The organism is Mesorhizobium sp. M4B.F.Ca.ET.143.01.1.1 (assembly GCF_004792275.1).
Taxonomy (GTDB): domain Bacteria; phylum Pseudomonadota; class Alphaproteobacteria; order Rhizobiales; family Rhizobiaceae; genus Mesorhizobium; species Mesorhizobium abyssinicae.
The window spans coordinates 74802-90336 of sequence record NZ_SRSR01000018.1; the positions used below are offsets into that span (position 1 = coordinate 74802).

Annotated in this window: 18 protein-coding genes; 5 read left to right on the plus strand and 13 right to left on the minus strand. The window is 63.4% G+C overall.

The genetic code is table 11. The features are described 5' to 3' along the window. Nucleotides 1–69 precede the first annotated feature (69 nt). The 9 genes from EN786_RS30345 to moaA all read right to left on the minus strand — a co-directional run bounded on the left by EN786_RS30345 (nucleotide 70) and on the right by moaA (nucleotide 6952). Nucleotides 70–900, minus strand: coding sequence for an ABC transporter permease (locus EN786_RS30345; protein WP_127311153.1), 831 nt, complete (start codon nucleotides 898–900; stop codon nucleotides 70–72). After that, entirely contained in the window at nucleotides 897–1613 is a 717-nt protein-coding gene (locus EN786_RS30350) for an ABC transporter permease (RefSeq protein WP_127311152.1), read from the minus strand. The genes EN786_RS30345 and EN786_RS30350 overlap by 4 nt, the downstream gene beginning before the upstream one ends. 110 nt (nucleotides 1614–1723) lie before the next feature. Then, nucleotides 1724–2506, minus strand: a complete 783-nt coding sequence (locus EN786_RS30355; protein ID WP_127287049.1) for an ABC transporter substrate-binding protein — start codon at nucleotides 2504–2506, stop codon at nucleotides 1724–1726. Nucleotides 2507–2718: 212 nt separating this feature from the next. Continuing rightward, entirely contained in the window at nucleotides 2719–3228 is a 510-nt protein-coding gene (gene mobB, locus EN786_RS30360; protein ID WP_127287050.1) for a molybdopterin-guanine dinucleotide biosynthesis protein B, read from the minus strand. Next, a complete protein-coding gene (gene mobA, locus EN786_RS30365; RefSeq protein ID WP_127311151.1) occupies nucleotides 3225–3851 on the minus strand; it encodes a molybdenum cofactor guanylyltransferase MobA in 627 nt (208 codons plus the stop codon). Before mobA ends, mobB begins: the two co-directional genes overlap by 4 nt. A 60-nt stretch (nucleotides 3852–3911) precedes the next feature. After that, the gene (locus EN786_RS30370) at nucleotides 3912–4832 is read right to left on the minus strand and encodes a DMT family transporter (RefSeq protein WP_127311150.1); all 921 of its coding nucleotides are present in this window, start codon (nucleotides 4830–4832) and stop codon (nucleotides 3912–3914) included. A 121-nt stretch (nucleotides 4833–4953) separates the two neighbouring features. Then, nucleotides 4954–5310: a hypothetical protein gene (locus EN786_RS30375; protein ID WP_127311149.1), complete on the minus strand. Its 357-nt coding sequence runs from the start codon at nucleotides 5308–5310 to the stop codon at nucleotides 4954–4956. A 120-nt stretch (nucleotides 5311–5430) separates the two neighbouring features. Next, the gene (locus EN786_RS30380) at nucleotides 5431–5904 is read right to left on the minus strand and encodes a hypothetical protein (protein ID WP_127311148.1); all 474 of its coding nucleotides are present in this window, start codon (nucleotides 5902–5904) and stop codon (nucleotides 5431–5433) included. Nucleotides 5905–5956: 52 nt separating this feature from the next. Next, nucleotides 5957–6952: a GTP 3',8-cyclase MoaA gene (gene moaA, locus EN786_RS30385; RefSeq protein ID WP_127311147.1), complete on the minus strand. Its 996-nt coding sequence runs from the start codon at nucleotides 6950–6952 to the stop codon at nucleotides 5957–5959. 199 nt (nucleotides 6953–7151) lie between these two features. Here moaA and EN786_RS30390 point away from each other — a divergent pair, with 199 nt between their 5' ends. Together EN786_RS30390 and EN786_RS30395 are read left to right on the plus strand one after the other, a co-directional pair. Further along, nucleotides 7152–7505 carry a DUF971 domain-containing protein gene (locus tag EN786_RS30390; protein ID WP_127283136.1) on the plus strand — a complete coding sequence of 118 codons (354 nt, stop codon included), beginning with the start codon at nucleotides 7152–7154 and terminating at the stop codon, nucleotides 7503–7505. Between the two features lie 74 nt (nucleotides 7506–7579). Then, on the plus strand, nucleotides 7580–8191 hold the full coding sequence (locus EN786_RS30395) for a pyridoxamine 5'-phosphate oxidase family protein (protein ID WP_135909220.1): 612 nt from the start codon (nucleotides 7580–7582) through the stop codon (nucleotides 8189–8191). A gap of 65 nt (nucleotides 8192–8256) precedes the next feature. Here the strand turns inward: EN786_RS30395 and EN786_RS30400 are convergent, their stop codons facing one another. Next, nucleotides 8257–8709, minus strand: coding sequence for a MarR family transcriptional regulator (locus tag EN786_RS30400; protein ID WP_127311907.1), 453 nt, complete (start codon nucleotides 8707–8709; stop codon nucleotides 8257–8259). Nucleotides 8710–8756: 47 nt separating this feature from the next. On the opposite strand from EN786_RS30400, the gene EN786_RS30405 reads away from it, so the two are divergent. Next, a complete protein-coding gene (locus EN786_RS30405) occupies nucleotides 8757–9668 on the plus strand; it encodes an alpha/beta fold hydrolase (RefSeq protein ID WP_127283133.1) in 912 nt (303 codons plus the stop codon). 7 nt (nucleotides 9669–9675) lie between these two features. Here the strand turns inward: EN786_RS30405 and EN786_RS30410 are convergent, their stop codons facing one another. Next, nucleotides 9676–10077 carry a rhodanese-like domain-containing protein gene (locus tag EN786_RS30410; protein WP_127283132.1) on the minus strand — a complete coding sequence of 134 codons (402 nt, stop codon included), beginning with the start codon at nucleotides 10075–10077 and terminating at the stop codon, nucleotides 9676–9678. Nucleotides 10078–10487: 410 nt separating this feature from the next. Between EN786_RS30410 and EN786_RS30415 the strand changes: the two genes are divergently transcribed. Next, nucleotides 10488–12377, plus strand: coding sequence for a murein L,D-transpeptidase (locus EN786_RS30415; RefSeq protein ID WP_135909222.1), 1890 nt, complete (start codon nucleotides 10488–10490; stop codon nucleotides 12375–12377). Nucleotides 12378–12386: 9 nt separating this feature from the next. Here EN786_RS30415 and EN786_RS30420 read toward each other — a convergent pair whose 3' ends face one another. Continuing rightward, a complete protein-coding gene (locus EN786_RS30420) occupies nucleotides 12387–12824 on the minus strand; it encodes a hypothetical protein (RefSeq protein WP_127283142.1) in 438 nt (145 codons plus the stop codon). Nucleotides 12825–13001: 177 nt separating this feature from the next. Continuing rightward, nucleotides 13002–13268, minus strand: a complete 267-nt coding sequence (locus EN786_RS30425) for a PepSY domain-containing protein (RefSeq protein WP_127283130.1) — start codon at nucleotides 13266–13268, stop codon at nucleotides 13002–13004. A 421-nt stretch (nucleotides 13269–13689) separates the two neighbouring features. Between EN786_RS30425 and EN786_RS30430 the strand changes: the two genes are divergently transcribed. Beyond that, complete coding sequence (locus EN786_RS30430; RefSeq protein WP_127283129.1) at nucleotides 13690–15474, plus strand: adenylate/guanylate cyclase domain-containing protein; 1785 nt, start codon at nucleotides 13690–13692, stop codon at nucleotides 15472–15474. The last annotated feature ends 61 nt before the right edge of the window (nucleotides 15475–15535 follow it).

Below are 15535 nucleotides of genomic sequence, written 5' to 3' on the forward strand. Positions count from 1 at the left end.
TCTAGGCCATGCGGTGAATTCGTCAAGGCGCGGAGCGCTCGATCGACTGGTGCAGAAAGGCGGTTTCGATCAGCGCTTGAGGTGAATGGTGATCCGACGTTCGATCCATTCGATCGCGTGGCGCAGCACCTCGACAATCACCAGATACACGACGGCGACCCAGATATAGGCCTGGATATCGAAGGTGCGCGCGTAGGTAAGTTTTGCCATGCCCATCAGGTCGTACACGGTGATAATGGCGACGATCGCGGACGCTTTGATCATCAGGATAAGCTCGTTGCCATACGGCCGCAGCGCGACGACCAATGCTTGCGGCAGGATGATCTTCCACAACGTCTGCAATTTGTGCAGGCCGAGCGAAGCGGCACCCTCCCATTGGCCCCTTGGCACGCTTTCGATGGCGCCGCGCAGGATTTCAGCCTGATAGGCAGCCGTGTTCAGGGCAAAGGCAAAGACGCCGCAGTTGAACGCCTCACGGAAGAAGCCCCACAGCCCAACCATTTCGAGTTGCGGCTTGAACGAGCCGACCCCGTAATAGACCAGAAAAGTCTGGACGAGCAGCGGCGTTCCGCGAAAGAAATAGACGTAACAATAGGCAAGACCTGACAAGACCCGGTTCTTCGACATGCGTGCATAGGCGACTGGAAGTGACAGTATGGCGCCAAGGACAATCGAAATGCCAACCAGCGAAAGCGTGACGCCGAGCCCTTGCAGGTAGCTCGGGCCGTACTTGGCAAAGAGTTCGCTGTTCCAGGCGAAAGCCAGATAGGCGACAATGCCGCCGCCAGCGGCAACCCAGACGCCTATCAGCACGTAGCCGACAATTCGGGAACGCGGCCAGCCGCGTGCTCGCGGGGGCGGCCGTTCCACAACGTTTTTGGCGTCGGCCGCAACGCTCATCGCCGCGCGTCCCGCTGGGCGAGCGAGCGCTGTATGGCGCGGGTGGCAAAGGATGAAATAACCGCCAAGATAAGAAATACCGCGGCGGCCACACTGAAGAACAGGAATGTGTGTTTGGTGACGCGTGCGGCCACGCCAGCCTGACGGAGCGTTTCAGCCAAACCGACCACCGACACCAGCGACGTGTCCTTGAGCAGGCTCAGCCAGCAATTCTCCAGGCCCGGAAAGGCGATGCGAACCAATTGCGGCAAAATTACTTTGCGCATCGTTTGCCCGTATGAAAGGCCAACTGCATAGCCGCCCTCATATTGGCCCTTTGGGATGGCCCGGAACGCTGAAAGGAATACCTCGCTAGCATAAGCCGAAAAGATGATGGCAAGCACGATCATGCCGGCGACGAAGGCGTTAACGTCGATGGTCGCCTCGGGTCTTACCAGTCTGATGAGATATTGCAGGATCAGCGGGCCGCCGAAAAAAAACAGAAACAGTGTTACCAGTTCGGGCAATCCACGGAAGATCGTCGTGTAGATGTTGGCGGCGATGCGCAGCGAGGGTTCCTCGGATTGTTTTCCCAGCGCTACGAAAAAGCCAATCGTCAAACCGATTGGAAGAGTTGCGAGAGCCAGAAGAACCGTGACAGCAGCACCTGAGGCGATGTCGTCGAGCCAACCATCAGGCCCCCAACTGAGAAGCGTCCATACGCTCTGCTGCATCCGCCTGCCTGTCCCCACTTGCCTGAAGACCGTGCATCACTCCTGATGCGCGGCATCCTCGTGAGAACGGCGGGAACATCCCCGCCGTCCCTGTCGTCAATCCCGGCGGATCAGGAATCGCCGCCGTAGACGTCGAACTTGAAGTACTTGTCGTTGATTTCCTTGTATTTTCCGTTGGCGCGGATGGCGTCGATCGCGGCATTGAACTGGTTGACCAGATCGGTCTCGCCCTTGCGTACGGCAATGCCGGCGCCCGGACCGTGGATCTCGACGACCGGCTTGATCGCCCCGATCAGCTTGCAGCAAGCGCCGTCGGGCGAATCCAGCCACTGCTGTAGCACGACGATGTCGTCATTGGCGGCGTCGAGGCGGCCATTGGCGAGGTCGAGCTGATATTCCTGCGCGGTTGGATAGGGCTTCACCGTGCTGTCGGTGTAGGTCTTGGTCGAATAGTTGAAATGCGTCGTCGAAGCCTGCACGCCGATCGTCTTGCCGGCCAGGTCTTCCTTGGTCACACCTTTGATGTCGCTGTCCTTCGGCGCGACGATCGCCGGCGGCGTGTTGTAGTATTTGTGGGTGAAGTCGACCTTCTCGGCGCGTTCCGGCGTGATCGACATCGAGGCGATGATGGCGTCGAACTTGCCGGCCTGCAGCGCCGGGATGATGCCGTCCCAATCCTGGGCGACGAAGGTGCACTTCACCTTCATCTCGTCGCAGAGCGCCTTGGCGATGTCGACGTCGAAGCCCACGAGCTGGCCGTCGGCGGTCAGGTTGTTGAAGGGCGGATAGGCTCCCTCCGTACCGATCCGCAATGTCTTTTCCTGAGCCTGGGCAACGCCAAGTGTCAGCAGGGCGGCCGATGCGGCGAGCGCGATACGCAGTGCAATACGCATGTTAGTCCTCTCATATTGTCCGGCCGCTGTTCCGTGCGGCTCTGTGAGCGGTGCTGTTGACCGCCCGCTGGTGGCGATACTCCCACTCTTTCCCCGAAAAAAGCAACTGCAAAACAGTAGGCTGCAGGCTTGGCAGTTGCGGCCGAAGATGACGCTAGGTTAGAGGCCGGGAACAAGTTTAGCGGCGGCTGAAAGTTATTTCGCCGACGCGCTCAGCGCCGCAGGCCCGAGACGCCTTCGACGAAGTCCGCTATCGATGCAACGTCGTCGAGATCGAAGACCGGCAGGCTCCCGCCTTCGGCGGCGAAGTCCGCGGCAATGGCGACGATGTTGGGATCGCTGGCCGACAGCGGCGTCCTGTCCTTGGCGTCGAGCCGCCGCGTCTCGATCTTCTTGTGCGCCTCGCGCTTGTAGCCTTCGACCAGCACGATATCCGACGGCGCCAGCCGCGCCAGGATCGCCTCCAGCGTCGGCTCCTCCTCATTGCGCAACTCGTGCATCAGCGCCCAGCGCCGACCGGACACGACCGCGACCTCGGTGGCGCCGGCCTGGCGGTGGCGGAAGGAGTCCGCGCCAGGCTTGTCGATGTCGAAATCATGATGGGCGTGCTTCACGGTCGAGACCGTCCAGCCGCGCCGTGCCAGCTCGGCGACCAGCTTCTCGGTCAGTGTGGTCTTGCCGGAATTCTTCCAGCCGGTGATGCCAAAAACGCGCCTGTTCATTGCTCGATGCTCTGCAACAGTCGCTCGGCGATCGCAAGATCGTCCGGCGTGTTGATGTTGAAGAAGGGATCGATCGCATGCCCGTCGGATGCCGGCATTGGAAACTCCACCTCGACGACGCCGTGGCGGTCGATGAAGGCAGAGACCCGCCGGTTGTCCTCGTCGACCAGGAACCGGCGCAAGGAATCATGAACGTCGAGCGGCCAGAGCGCGAATGTCGGGTGCCGCCTGCCGCCTGAGCTGGCGACAGCGATCGATCCGGGCTTTGAGCCGGCGGCCGCAGCCAGTCGCTCGACCAGATTTTTGGGGAAAAAGGGCGTGTCGCCGGCGACCGTGACCACGGCATCGCAGCCGATCGATGCCCACTCGATGCCGGTCAGGATGCCGGCCAGCGGTCCCGCATGACCCTCCACCGAATCGGCAAGCACCGGCAGCCCGAAGCTGGCGAAGCGCGTCGGGTCGCCATTGGCGCTCAGCGCCAGCGGTCCGGCCTGCGGAGCAAGACGCTTGACGACATGGTCGAGCAGGCTGCGGCCGCCAAGCTCAAGCAGGGTCTTGTCGCCGCCGCCCATGCGCCGCGACTGGCCGCCGGCCAGAATGATGCCCGCTATGTTGCGATCCATTGTCCGCTGTCTCTTGCCGCCCGGAATTGCCGCCAGCAGGCGCTTCCCCAAGGCTTGGTCCTATATGCCGTCCGGCGCCATGTCAGGTCCAGCGCTTTCGGCGGCGGTCTGCCGCCGGCCGACGATGCGTTCGCGATAGAGGGCGTAGAGGCCCGAGCCGACGATGATGGTGGCGCCGATGATCATCGGCAGGTCCGGAATGTCGCCGAAGATGACGAGGCCGAGCAGGATCGACCAGAGCAGGGCGGTGTAGCGGAACGGCGCGATGAAGGAGATGTCGCCGGAGCGCATCGCCATGATGATGAACTGGTAGCCGATGAGCACAAGCACCGCGGCGAGCGCCAGGAGCGCGGTGGCCTTGCCGCTCATCGGCGTCCAGCCGCCCATCGGGGCGAGCAGCGCCGCACCCAGCACCGTCATGGCCAACGCCGTGGCGGTCGATACCAGAAGCGTCGGGATCGCTTGCGGGATGCGCCTGGTGGAGAGATCGCGCACCGCGCAGCAGGCGACACTCGCCAGCGCCAGCAGCGAATAGATGCTGAAGCCTTCGAAGCCCGGCCGCACGATGACCAGCACCCCGGCGAAGCCGACGGCAATCGCCAGCCAGCGCCGCCAGCCGACACCTTCGCCGAAGAAAAGCGCCGCGCCCATGGTCACCGCCAGCGGCAGCGCCTGCAGCACCGCCGAGACGTTGGCGATCGGCAGGTGCGCCAGCGCGACCAGGAACGAGACCGTTGCGCCGGCTTCGCCGGCCACGCGCATCGCCACCATCGGCTGCAGCATGGACCGTGGCGCTGCCAGCGCGCCGCGCTGCCAGGCAAGCAGGCCGACGAACAGCGAGGCGAAGGCGCCCCGGATCAGCATGACCTGCGCCATGTTCATCGATTCGGAGGAGAATTTGGTGATCGCGTCGTTGAGGGTGAAGCCGACCATGGCCACCATCATGAACAGCGCGCCGCGCAGGTTTGGCGAAAGAGGCAAGGGCGTCACCGGTTGTGCTTTGGATCAGCCTCTATCAGCCGGCCGCAAAACAGCAACGCCAAAGCACTGGGCCACGGTTTGTCGCCGTGGCCCGCAAAGATCGGCGCGAAGGCTAAAGGGCTTATTTCGGCGTCAGCACTTCGGTGCCGCTGCCTTCCTTGCCGGCGATGGTCCAGAGGCCGTGCAGCGAGCCGTCTTCCTCGACCTTGTAGACGACGAGGCCGATCTCCTTGCCCATCACATAGCCGGCGGAGAAAGCATTGTCGTTGCGCATGCAGATGCCGTCGGACGACGAACCGCCGGTTTCCCAATGGATGGTGCAGGTCGTCTCGCTGGTCAGCGTGATGGTCGCCTCGCCACCATAGGCGGAGCCGTCGAAATTGGTGCCCGCGACCGTATAGTTGCCGCCGATCGACTGCGCTGCCGCCGGTGCCGCCGCAAAGCCGAGCATGGCAAGAGCAAGAATGAATTTGCGCATGTTGCATTCCCCCTGTGGTGAAAAAATCACGTCCACTGGAAGGCTAGGCTGGAACATCGAGTCGGTAAATCGGCCGCCCTTCGGCGGGCGAGGATTATTTCGCGGTGTGGCGCAAAATGCTCACGGCCCCTTGAGGCTTCCGGCAATGACGCCAACAAGCGGATCGTATTTCGATTTCAGAGCTTGCGGATACTCGATCCAGACCGTGCGGATGACGCCGTCCTTTCCGAACAGGCGTCGCTCATAGAAGATCTTGCCGTCCTTGATGCCGGACAGCACCGCCCAATCCTTGCCGGCCTTGCTGTAGGTGATCTTGTAGCCTGGCTCGGCGCTGGCCTTCTCGGAGGAGACAAAGCTTTTCGGCGTGTCGTCATCGACGTTGAGGATGCCAGAGCAGATCAGGCTGGCTCCGTCGGGCGCGCTCCATTGCTGCCCGTCGCCATTCTCCGGCTCGGGCTCGCGAATGCTGAAGATCTCGTCCGGAAAGGTGCAGACGGTGCCAAAGCGCTGATTGGTGTAGGTGAACGGCGCGGCGCTGGCTGCGGCTGCGATGCTCAACGCTGCGATGGCCAGGGTCGGGAAAAGGTGCTTCAAGCCAGTCTCCAGCCAATGACGGAGGCGATCCTTGCCCCAAATGACGGAAAGATCAGCCGCCGGTGACGCTCATATGCCGGGACACCGCCGGCCGGCTGGTGCGGCGGTCGATGATGAAGTCATGGCCCTTGGGCTTGCGCCCGATCGCCTCGTCTATTGCCGCAGAGACCAGTTCGTTGCCTTCGGACGCACGCAACGGCGCGCGCAAGTCGGCGGCGTCTTCCTGGCCGAGGCACATATAGAGGGTGCCGGTGCAGGTCAGCCTGACGCGGTTGCAGCTTTCGCAGAAATTATGCGTCATCGGCGTGATGAAGCCTAGCCTGCCGCCGGTCTCGGCGACTTGGACGTAACGGGCCGGGCCGCCGGTCTTGTAAGGGATGTCGCTTAGCGTGAACTGGCGCTCGAGCTGGGCCCTGAGCAGCGACAGCGGCAGGTACTGATCGGTGCGGTCGGCGTCGATCTCGCCCATCGGCATGGTTTCGATGACGGTGAGGTCCATGCCGCGGCCATGCGCCCAGCGCATCATCTCGGGCAGTTCCGCGTCGTTGAAGTCTTTCAGCGCCACCGCGTTGAGCTTGACCTTCAGCCCGGCCGCCTGGGCGGCGTCGATGCCTTCCATGACCTTGCCGAGATGGCCCCAGCGGGTGATCTGGTGGAATTTGTCGGCGTCGAGCGTGTCCAGCGAGACGTTGATGCGCTCGACCCCGCAATCGGCGAGCTCCGCGGCGAAGCGCGACAGCTGCGAGCCGTTGGTGGTCAGCGTCAGCTCTTCCAGCGCGCCGCTCTGCAGATGCCGCGACAGCTGGCGCACGAGGTGCATGATGTTCTTGCGCACCAGCGGCTCGCCGCCGGTGAGGCGCAGTTTCCGCACGCCCTTTTCGATGAAGACGGTGCAGAGCCGGTCGAGCTCTTCAAGCGACAGGAGATCCTTCTTGGGCAGGAAGGTCATGTCCTCGGCCATGCAATAGGTGCAGCGGAAATCGCAGCGGTCAGTGACCGACACGCGCAGGTAGCTGATCGTTCGACCGAAAGGATCGATCATGTCCATGCTTTGCGTTTCCCGTGGCCGCGAACGGCGCCGTTATATACCGCTATGTGATACGATACGGCCTTTCATTCAAGATAGCCTGTCTTGATCTTTGGTAACATTCCCCCGACCGACATCGCGTGTCGGCCGCCCTGCAATGGCCTTTTCGCCTGCGGCGAAGCAGCGTAGGGAAGGTGGAAATGACGCAGGAACGATCCGCATGACAGCGCCGAAGGAACTCCGGGTCTCGAAGGACCGCAAGCTGCTTACCGTCACCTTTCCGGACCATCATCCGTTCGAATTGCCGGCCGAGCTGCTGCGCGTGCTGTCGCCCTCGGCGGAAGTGCAGGGCCATTCGCCGGAGCAGCGGGTCACCGTGCCCGGCAAGCGCAATGTCGCCATCCTCAAGATCGAGCCGGTCGGCAATTATGCGGTGCGCATCACCTTCGACGATTTCCACGACACCGGGATTTATACGTGGAACTACCTGCATGCGCTTGGTCACGAGAAGGAGGCGCGCTGGAATGCCTATCTCGCCGAATTGACCGAGAAAGGCCTCGGTCGCGACCGTTAGGTCTTGCCATCCGCCTTGTCGTCAAGGCGTCATGGATGTGGAGTAGCGCCGGCAAAGGTTCGGAGACGAAACAGATGTCTGTCATCACATCAGTCGAACAGCTTGAAGCGCTCTACGGCATTCCGGGCGAAGCCTCGATCGTCAAGGAACTCGACCACATCATTCCCGAATACGCCGCCTTCATCGAGACCTCGCCCTTCGCCGCACTGGCGACCGCCGGGCCGGAGGGGCTCGACTGCTCGCCGCGCGGCGACCTCGCCGGCTTCGTCCGCATCCACGATCCGAAGACGCTGATGATGCCGGACCGCCGCGGCAACAATCGCGCCGATTCGCTGAAGAACATCCTGCGCGATCCGCGCGTCGGCCTGCTGTTCCTGGTGCCGGGGTCCGGCACCACGCTGCGCGTCAACGGCCGCGCTCATATCACCACCGATGCCGAGCTCTGCGCCTCCTTTAGCGTCGACGGCAAGCCGGCACGTTCGGTCACGGTGGTTGCGGTCGATTCGGTCTATTTCCAGTGCGCCCGTGCCATCGTCCGGTCGGAGCTCTGGAACCCGGCGAAACATGTCGATCCGAAATCGCTGCCGACGCCCGGCCGGATCCTCGAGGTCACCAGCCGCCAGAGCATCGACGGCGAGACCTACGACAAGGAATGGCCAGAGCGGGCAAAGAAGACGATGTGGTAGGTGCGTTGCTATTCAGGTGAGGACGGCCTGACCTGAATCTCACACACCTGGAGAGCGCCCGGCGCTCAGGCTTCGTTCAGCACATCGGCGATCTTGCGCATCTGCTCGCCGATCATGTCGCACTGCTCCGCAGTCGACTGGCTCATAGCCTTCTCGATCAGCGCCATGTGAACCTTCAGCGCCTGCATCAGCAGGGCTTCGCCTTCCACGGTCAGGCTGAGCCTGAGCACGCGCTTGTCCTTCTCGTCGCCCTCGCGGCGCAGGAGGCCGCGGGTTTCCAGTTGCGGCAGCAGCATGGTGATGTTGGAACGGCCGACCAAGAGCTTGCGGGCTAGGTCATGCTGCGACATGCCGGGATGGCGGTAGAGGTTCATCAGCACGTCGAGCTGCGCCGGCTTGAGATCCAGCGGCACCAGCTTCACTGCCAGCGTGCGCTCCACCACATGGCAGGCACGCGCCACCGCGACCCAGTTGCGAAAGCGCGGGTTGTCCCAGGGCAGGTCTTGTTTAATGTTCATGTTTGAACTATTATGTTCATGCTTGAACGAATGGATGGATCGCCACTATGGCATCATTTGGACTGAAGGTCATCCGGGGCGTGTTCGGCGCGGCCGAGCATGTGGCGCCCCGCCTCAGCGGCCGGGCCGCGTTCGAATTGTTCTGCCGCACGCCCAATGTGAAAGCCCTCAGCGACGGCGAACGCCGCGCCGTAGACCGGGCTGCGGCCTTCATGACCGAGGCGCGCCATCACCGGCTGAAAACGAAGACCGGCTGCGTCATGGTGCATGAATTCCGATCCGAGCCCGGCAGGGCGGCCGCCGGCACCGTGCTCGTCATCCATGGCTGGCGCTCGCGCACCGAATACATGCGCGTGCTGATCGAAGGCTATCGCCGGGCGGGCTACAGGGTCGTCTCGCTCGACCTGCCGGGCCACGGCCAGTCGCAGGGCCGCCGCCTGAACATGGTCAATGCGGTCGAGGCGGCGAAGGTCGCCGGCGAATGGTTCGGGCCATTCAGTGCGATCGTCGGCCATTCCTTCGGCGGCGCCGTTGCCGCCAACGCCGTCGCCGGTTCCGTCAGGGGCATCCAGCCCGTTGCCGCCGACAGGCTGGTGCTGATCGCGGCGCCGAGTTCCTTGCCGGCGATCTTCGCCGACTTCAGCCGCATGCTCAATGTCGGTCCGCGTTCACAGCTTGCCATGGCCGACCGCGTCGAAAAGCTCTCCGGCAGGCCGCTCGGCGAATTCACCGGCGACCGCCAGCTAGCGGAAGCGCTGGTGCCGACGCTGGTCATCCATGCGCCCGACGACCGCGAGGTCTCGGCCGACCATGCCACGCGCTATGCCGGCGCCGGCGATCACGTCAGCCTGCATTGGGCCGACGGGCTCGGCCATCGCCGCATCCTCGCCGACAAGGGCGTGGTCGAACACGCCGTCCGCTTCGCGACCGGGCATGGCGAAGCGACGCTCATGCATTGAAGCGCGGTCAGTCGGCCTTCTTCTTCTGCCCGGGCTCGACCGGCAGCCCGGCCGCTTTCCAGGCGGTGAAACCGCCGAGGATGTGCTTGACCGGTGAAAGCCCCATGTCCTGCGCCGTCTTGGTGGCCAGGGCCGAGCGCCAGCCGCCGGCGCAGAAGAAGACAAAACTCTTGCCCGAGGCGAAGAACGGCTTGTGGTAGGGGCTTTCCGGATCGATCCAGAATTCCAGCATGCCGCGCGTCACATGCCTGGCGCCTGGTATCCTGCCGTCGCGCTCGACTTCGCGCGGATCGCGCAGGTCGACGAAGATCGTATCCTCGTCCTCGATCAGCCCCGCCGCTTCCTCCGGCGAAACCACCTCGATCTCGGCATTGGCCTCATCGAGCAGCTGTCGATATCCCTTTTTCACCGGCGCATACCTCTCGAGGCTGGTCTTGAGGATTTCCAGCACAACGGCCGGCGTTTGTCACGCCGCGCCGAGGCTGGCGATGCGTCCATGCAGCCATCGCCCGGGCCGTTCCCGCAACAGTCCGGCATCGTCCCCCGGCGGAGCCGGATCGGGAGGTTGATTCGTCGCCGGCCCCGCCTCGATCACGGACTGCTGCGCCAGGGCCCGATGCAACCGGTATAGGCCAAAGCCGGTTTGCCCAAGACCGTCACAAACTTGTGAAACTGTTCTGCAACAGGCGCGCCGAAATTTATGGAAGCTTAACGAAATCGGTATGAATCGGTATAATCGCGCCTTACATCCGCCATGCGGTGGGCGTGACCGTCTAGCGGCGCGGAACGGGAGCCGGTTCACAACCGGAGCGGGTGATCATGAGAATTTTCGGAAACAAGGCCACGGTGATGCCGCTTGCGGTCGCTGCGGCGCTGAGCCTCGGCATGCCGCAGGCGAGCGCACAGGGCCTGTTCGACATGCTGTTCGGTGGCGGCGTCCGGCATAACCCGCAAGGCGAATTCCCGCCGCCGCCCAAGCCGAAGCCCAACAAGGTGCCGGGTGGCGGCGGCTCCAAGATCAGCAGCCCGTCCTATTACACCTACAAGGCCGACCGGCTGGTGCGTGTCGACTTCGCGGCGCTGACGTCGTCGCCAGCGCCGGCAGCGGCAACGGAGCCGGAGAAGCCACAGGACGCAGCCTTCGTGCCGTCGGTGACCGGCAATGCCTTCCATGAGGCGATCGCCGGACTTGGAGACTATGAGCTTTATGCCGAGCCCTACATCGCCAAGGCGCTGATCGCCTATTACTCGGCCAATCCGGATTTCATCTGGGTGACGGACACCGCTCCGAACAGCCGCGCGCAGGATGCGGTGCGGGTGCTTGGCGAGGCGGCGAGCTACGGCCTGACGCCCGCCGACTATACGGTCGACGTTCCTGCTGCGTCATCCTCGGCCAGCGCGGACGAGCGCCTGAAAGAGCTCGTCCGCTTCGAGATGGCGCTGTCGGCGCGCGTGCTTCGCTATGCCCATGATGCCCAGAGCGGCCGCGTCGAACCCAATCGCATGACCGGCTACTATGATTTCCCGGCCAAGCCGCTGGACATGGAAGGCGTTCTGAAGACCCTGGCGCATACGCAGGAGGTGCGCACCTATCTGGAATCGCGACACCCGCAGAACCCGGAGTATCAGGCGCTGCGCGTCGAGCTGGAAGCGCTGCAGGCGAGCGAGGAGAACGAGATCGTCGTCGATCCCAAGCTGTTGCTGAAGCCCGGCGAGAGCAGCCCCGAACTGCCGAAGCTTTTGACGCTGATCGCGCGCAACCTCGACGACGAGATGGGCGGCGACTATGGCGACGTCCTCGCCAGGCTGGGCAAGAGCGAACTCTACGATCCAGAGCTGGTGCCGGTCATCAAGGCGGTGCAGAAGCGGGCCGGCATGAAGGGCGACGGCGTCATCGGGCCGCGCACGGTCGCTTCGCTGGCCGGAACCTCCAAGGCCGACAAGGTCACCAAGGTCAAGGTCGCGCTGGAAGAACTGCGCTGGCTGCCTTCCGACCTCGGTAGTCCGCGCGTCTTCATCAACCAACCGGCCTTCACCGCCAGCTACATCGACAATGGCGAAGAGAAGCTGAAGACCCGCGTCGTCGTCGGCAAGGTCACCAACCAGACCGCTTTCTTCTACGACCAGATCGAGCAGGTCGATTTCCATCCCTATTGGGGTGTGCCGCAGTCGATCATCGTCAACGAGATGCTGCCCAGGCTGCGCAACGATCCCGGCTATCTCGACCGCGCCGGCTACGAGGTGACTGATTCGAGCGGGCGGCGCGTGCCGTCATCGGCGGTCAATTGGGGCGCCTACGGCGCCAACATTCCCTACAGCGTGCGCCAGCAGCCGAGCGAGGCCAATGCTCTGGGCGAGCTGAAGATCCTGTTCCCCAACAAGCATGCCATCTACATGCACGACACGCCGCAGAAGTCCTTCTTCGAGCGCGACATGCGGGCGCTGAGCCATGGCTGCGTGCGCCTGCAGGACCCGCGCGGCATGGCGGCGGCGGTGCTCGGTACCTCGGTCGACTATGTCACCGAGAAGCTGAAGCACGGGCATTCGAACGAAAAGGTGACCCGCACCATCCCGGTCTATGTCGCCTATTTCACCGCGTGGCCCGACCTGGCCGGCAATGTCGAATACTTCGACGACGTCTATGATCGCGACACGCGGCTGATGCAGGCGCTCGACGCGACCGAGGCAGTGCGGTCTCCGGCGAGCTAGTCGGCACCCTCAGGCACGCTCGAAAAGCGGACGCCTGAAGCCGGCGTCGCGCCCGGCGATCAGCCAGTAGATCAGGCCGGCAACCGAGCCGGCGGCGGCGATGATGCCCGTGTCGGCCCAGCGCTCCGGACTCTCCGGCGCGTCCGGCCAGATCAGCGCGAAACCCGCCGCCGCCGCGATGGCGCCGAAGACCATGTGTAGCAGGAAGCTGCGCAACGAAAAGAACTCTGCGATCAGCGCGAAGACGAGGGTTTGCATCCAGGTCAGGATGATCGTCAGGAAGTAGACGAACATGCCGAGCGGCGGCACCAGCAGGACCGCGATCGGACTGACGCCCATGAGGTCGAAATAGGCTGGCGCGTTGGGCAGCGAACTGAGTATCCCATAGATCGCCGCCACCGCGATCAGCCCGACAAGCACCGCGACCAGATAGCCGGCAAGCATCATCAGGACGCGCTTCAATACGTGTTTTACCACTGCCCCGCACCCCCGTGCCCGCAATCGTGGAGCAGCAGTCAGCCATCAAAGACGGTTCGACGCAAGGGGCGGCGCTCGCGCTCGCGTTCGCCGCGATCGGGAGGGTCGCCCTGTACGGATGGCCGAGCGGGCGCCGCGAGCGCGCCTCTATCGGGCCTCGCTGGGTTCGGCGGTCACCGGATCATAGGCGATTTCGACCTTCGCCCGGTCGGTCGTGTAATAGGTGACGGTGTAGACACCATCGTCCCAGTCGACTTCCTTCACATAGCGGAAGTCGGCGCGTTGCTCGACCTTGGCAAGGATTTCCGACAGTTTCTTGGCATTGGGCGGCGGCAGCGGCTTTGCATCGGCCGCGAAGGCCGGCCCACCGAGGAGAAGAACAGTAAGGCCGGTCGCCAAAACAACAGTACGCATGATAGCCCCTCATCTCGTGCTCGCATGTGTGCCGTAAGGAACTCGCTCGCGTCCCGGTTGGTTCCGCCAGTGAGCACAACGCCTGTTCCAGGTCGGCATGGCGGACCGCGGGGCGGCGCCGTCGTCGATGTGCTTTCGCCACGTTTGAAACATATAAACCGATGATATTTCAATACGTAAGCGAAAATTCGCGAGGCAGAACTTGAGTAACAAACGGCTAACCATGCAGCCGGTCGCGCGCTGCGTTCTATTAGCGGATCGTGGTAGAGCTTTTGCGAAGACCCTGTTAGACTTGCCGACATAACAGGGTGGCAACGGCGCGCCGAGCCTGCCGAGGATTTTCCGTCGGCAAACGGCGAAGTGTTCAACAAAGCGGAAGTCGCCCGTGCTGGACCGCAAGCAGGGACCGGGGGCTTTGACCATGGCTGAACGGAACTACACCCGTCAGCTGGCGACCATCATTTCTATCGACGCCGTCGGATTCTCGCGCTTGATGGGCATCGACGACGAGCTGGCCGTCGCCGCCTTCGAGGAGCGGCGCGACATCATCGCCGACAGTTGCGCCGCGTTTGGCGGCCGTACTTTCGGCGATGCCGGCGACAGCATCATGGCCGAATTCGGCAACCCGATCGAGGCCCTGCGCGCCGCCTTCGATTTCCAGGGCAGGGTCGTCGCGCTCAATGCATCCGTGGCCGAGGACATGCGCATGCCGTTCCGGGCCGGCATCAACACCGGCGACGTCATCGTGCGCGAGGGGAGGCTCTACGGCGACGACGTCAACATCGCGGCTAGGCTACAGGAGTTCGCGCCGCATGACGGGCTCGCCATCTCGGAGACGACATGGCACCACGTGAAGGACAAGACAGCCGCCGAGTTCACCGATCTCGGCGAATTCATGCTGAAGAACATCGCCTTGCCGGTGCGCGTCCTGATAGCCGGCCGCGGCGGCGGTAGCGGAGCGTCGCCGGCGGCGCCGCTCGCTGCCATTTCCCCCGCCTTTAGCCCGCAAAAGGCGCCGCCCAAGGGCCCGCCAGCAATCGCCGTGCTGCCTTTCGCAGGCAATGGCGGCGAGCGCGATGTCGGCTACATGGCCGATGGCATCGCCGAGGATATCATCTACGGCCTCTCGAATACGAGGTGGCTTTCGGTGATCGCCAAGAGTTCCAGCTTCCAGTTCCGCGACGACAGCCTGGGAACCCGGGTGATCGGCAATGCGCTGGGCGCGCGCTACATCGTCAGCGGCACGCTGACGCGCAATGGCGGGCAGATCCGGCTCAACACTTCGCTGGCCGATACGTCGAATGGGCGTCTGGTCTGGTCGCAGCGCTTCGACCGCGACCTTGTCGACATCTTCAAGCTGCGCGACCAGATCGGCAGCGAGATCGTCTCCATGCTCGACAAGGAAGTCGACCGGGCCGAACAGGCGCGCACCTTCCAGGTGCCATGGGAAAGCCTTGAGACCTGGCAATTGGTGCGACGCGGCCGCTGGCACATGAACCGGCGCACGCGCGGCGATACCGAGATCGCCCTCGATTTCTTCGAAAAGGCCTATCGTGAGGACCCCAATTCCAGCGCCGTGCTGAATGAGCTGGCATGGTGGTATTTCTGGCGGGCGTGGCTGCGTTTCGGCGACAGCGACGACCTCGACAAGGTCCAGCAGTACGCGCGCAAGGCCTTGCTGATGGACAGCCTGGATGCGCGTCCGCACGCCCATCTCGGCGTCATCGATATCATGCGGGGACAGCCGCGGGCCGCGATCGAGCATCTGAAGGAAGCGCTGCACATCAACCCGAGCTTTGCCTTCGCGCGCTCGGCCATGGGCAGCGCCAAGCTTTTGCTCGGGGACGCCGCCGATGCGATACCGTTCTTCCTCGACACCGAGCGGTTGAGCCCCTTCGACCTCTATCGGTTCCACAATCTGGGAGAACTGGCGGTCGCCTACAGTTTCGTCGAGAACTGGCCGGCCGTGATCGCCACCGCCGACCGCTCGCTCAACCTGTCGCCAGGCTATTTCTACGCCAGGTATCTGAAGATCGGCGCGCTTATGCGCAGCGGCCGCGCCGATGAGGCCAGGCGCGAACTGGCAATTTTCGAGACAAGGCATCCGGATTTCTCCGAACAGCGCGTGCGCTGGATCCCGTTCGCCGACAAATCCGCCAATGAATTCCTCATTGCCAATTTCGAACTGGCGAGGTCGGCGACGTGATTTCGCGGGCCGGCTGGTGGCTGGATGTGATGACTGTGAAGAGAATCACATACGCCGGATC

What these genes read in the sequence shown, in the direction of transcription:
- EN786_RS30345 (WP_127311153.1), bottom strand. Translation starts at nt 900, where the DNA reads ATGAGCGTTGCGGCCGACGCCAAAAACGTTGTGGAACGGCCGCCCCCG.
- EN786_RS30350 (WP_127311152.1), bottom strand. Translation starts at nt 1,613, where the DNA reads ATGCAGCAGAGCGTATGGACGCTTCTCAGTTGGGGGCCTGATGGTTGG.
- EN786_RS30355 (WP_127287049.1), bottom strand. Translation starts at nt 2,506, where the DNA reads ATGCGTATTGCACTGCGTATCGCGCTCGCCGCATCGGCCGCCCTGCTG.
- mobB (WP_127287050.1), bottom strand. Translation starts at nt 3,228, where the DNA reads ATGAACAGGCGCGTTTTTGGCATCACCGGCTGGAAGAATTCCGGCAAG.
- mobA (WP_127311151.1), bottom strand. Translation starts at nt 3,851, where the DNA reads ATGGATCGCAACATAGCGGGCATCATTCTGGCCGGCGGCCAGTCGCGG.
- EN786_RS30375 (WP_127311149.1), bottom strand. Translation starts at nt 5,310, where the DNA reads ATGCGCAAATTCATTCTTGCTCTTGCCATGCTCGGCTTTGCGGCGGCA.
- moaA (WP_127311147.1), bottom strand. Translation starts at nt 6,952, where the DNA reads ATGGACATGATCGATCCTTTCGGTCGAACGATCAGCTACCTGCGCGTG.
- EN786_RS30390 (WP_127283136.1), top strand. Translation starts at nt 7,152, where the DNA reads ATGACAGCGCCGAAGGAACTCCGGGTCTCGAAGGACCGCAAGCTGCTT.
- EN786_RS30395 (WP_135909220.1), top strand. Translation starts at nt 7,580, where the DNA reads ATGTCTGTCATCACATCAGTCGAACAGCTTGAAGCGCTCTACGGCATT.
- EN786_RS30400 (WP_127311907.1), bottom strand. Translation starts at nt 8,709, where the DNA reads ATGAACATTAAACAAGACCTGCCCTGGGACAACCCGCGCTTTCGCAAC.
- EN786_RS30405 (WP_127283133.1), top strand. Translation starts at nt 8,757, where the DNA reads ATGGCATCATTTGGACTGAAGGTCATCCGGGGCGTGTTCGGCGCGGCC.
- EN786_RS30415 (WP_135909222.1), top strand. Translation starts at nt 10,488, where the DNA reads ATGAGAATTTTCGGAAACAAGGCCACGGTGATGCCGCTTGCGGTCGCT.
- EN786_RS30420 (WP_127283142.1), bottom strand. Translation starts at nt 12,824, where the DNA reads ATGATGCTTGCCGGCTATCTGGTCGCGGTGCTTGTCGGGCTGATCGCG.
- EN786_RS30425 (WP_127283130.1), bottom strand. Translation starts at nt 13,268, where the DNA reads ATGCGTACTGTTGTTTTGGCGACCGGCCTTACTGTTCTTCTCCTCGGT.
- EN786_RS30430 (WP_127283129.1), top strand. Translation starts at nt 13,690, where the DNA reads ATGGCTGAACGGAACTACACCCGTCAGCTGGCGACCATCATTTCTATC.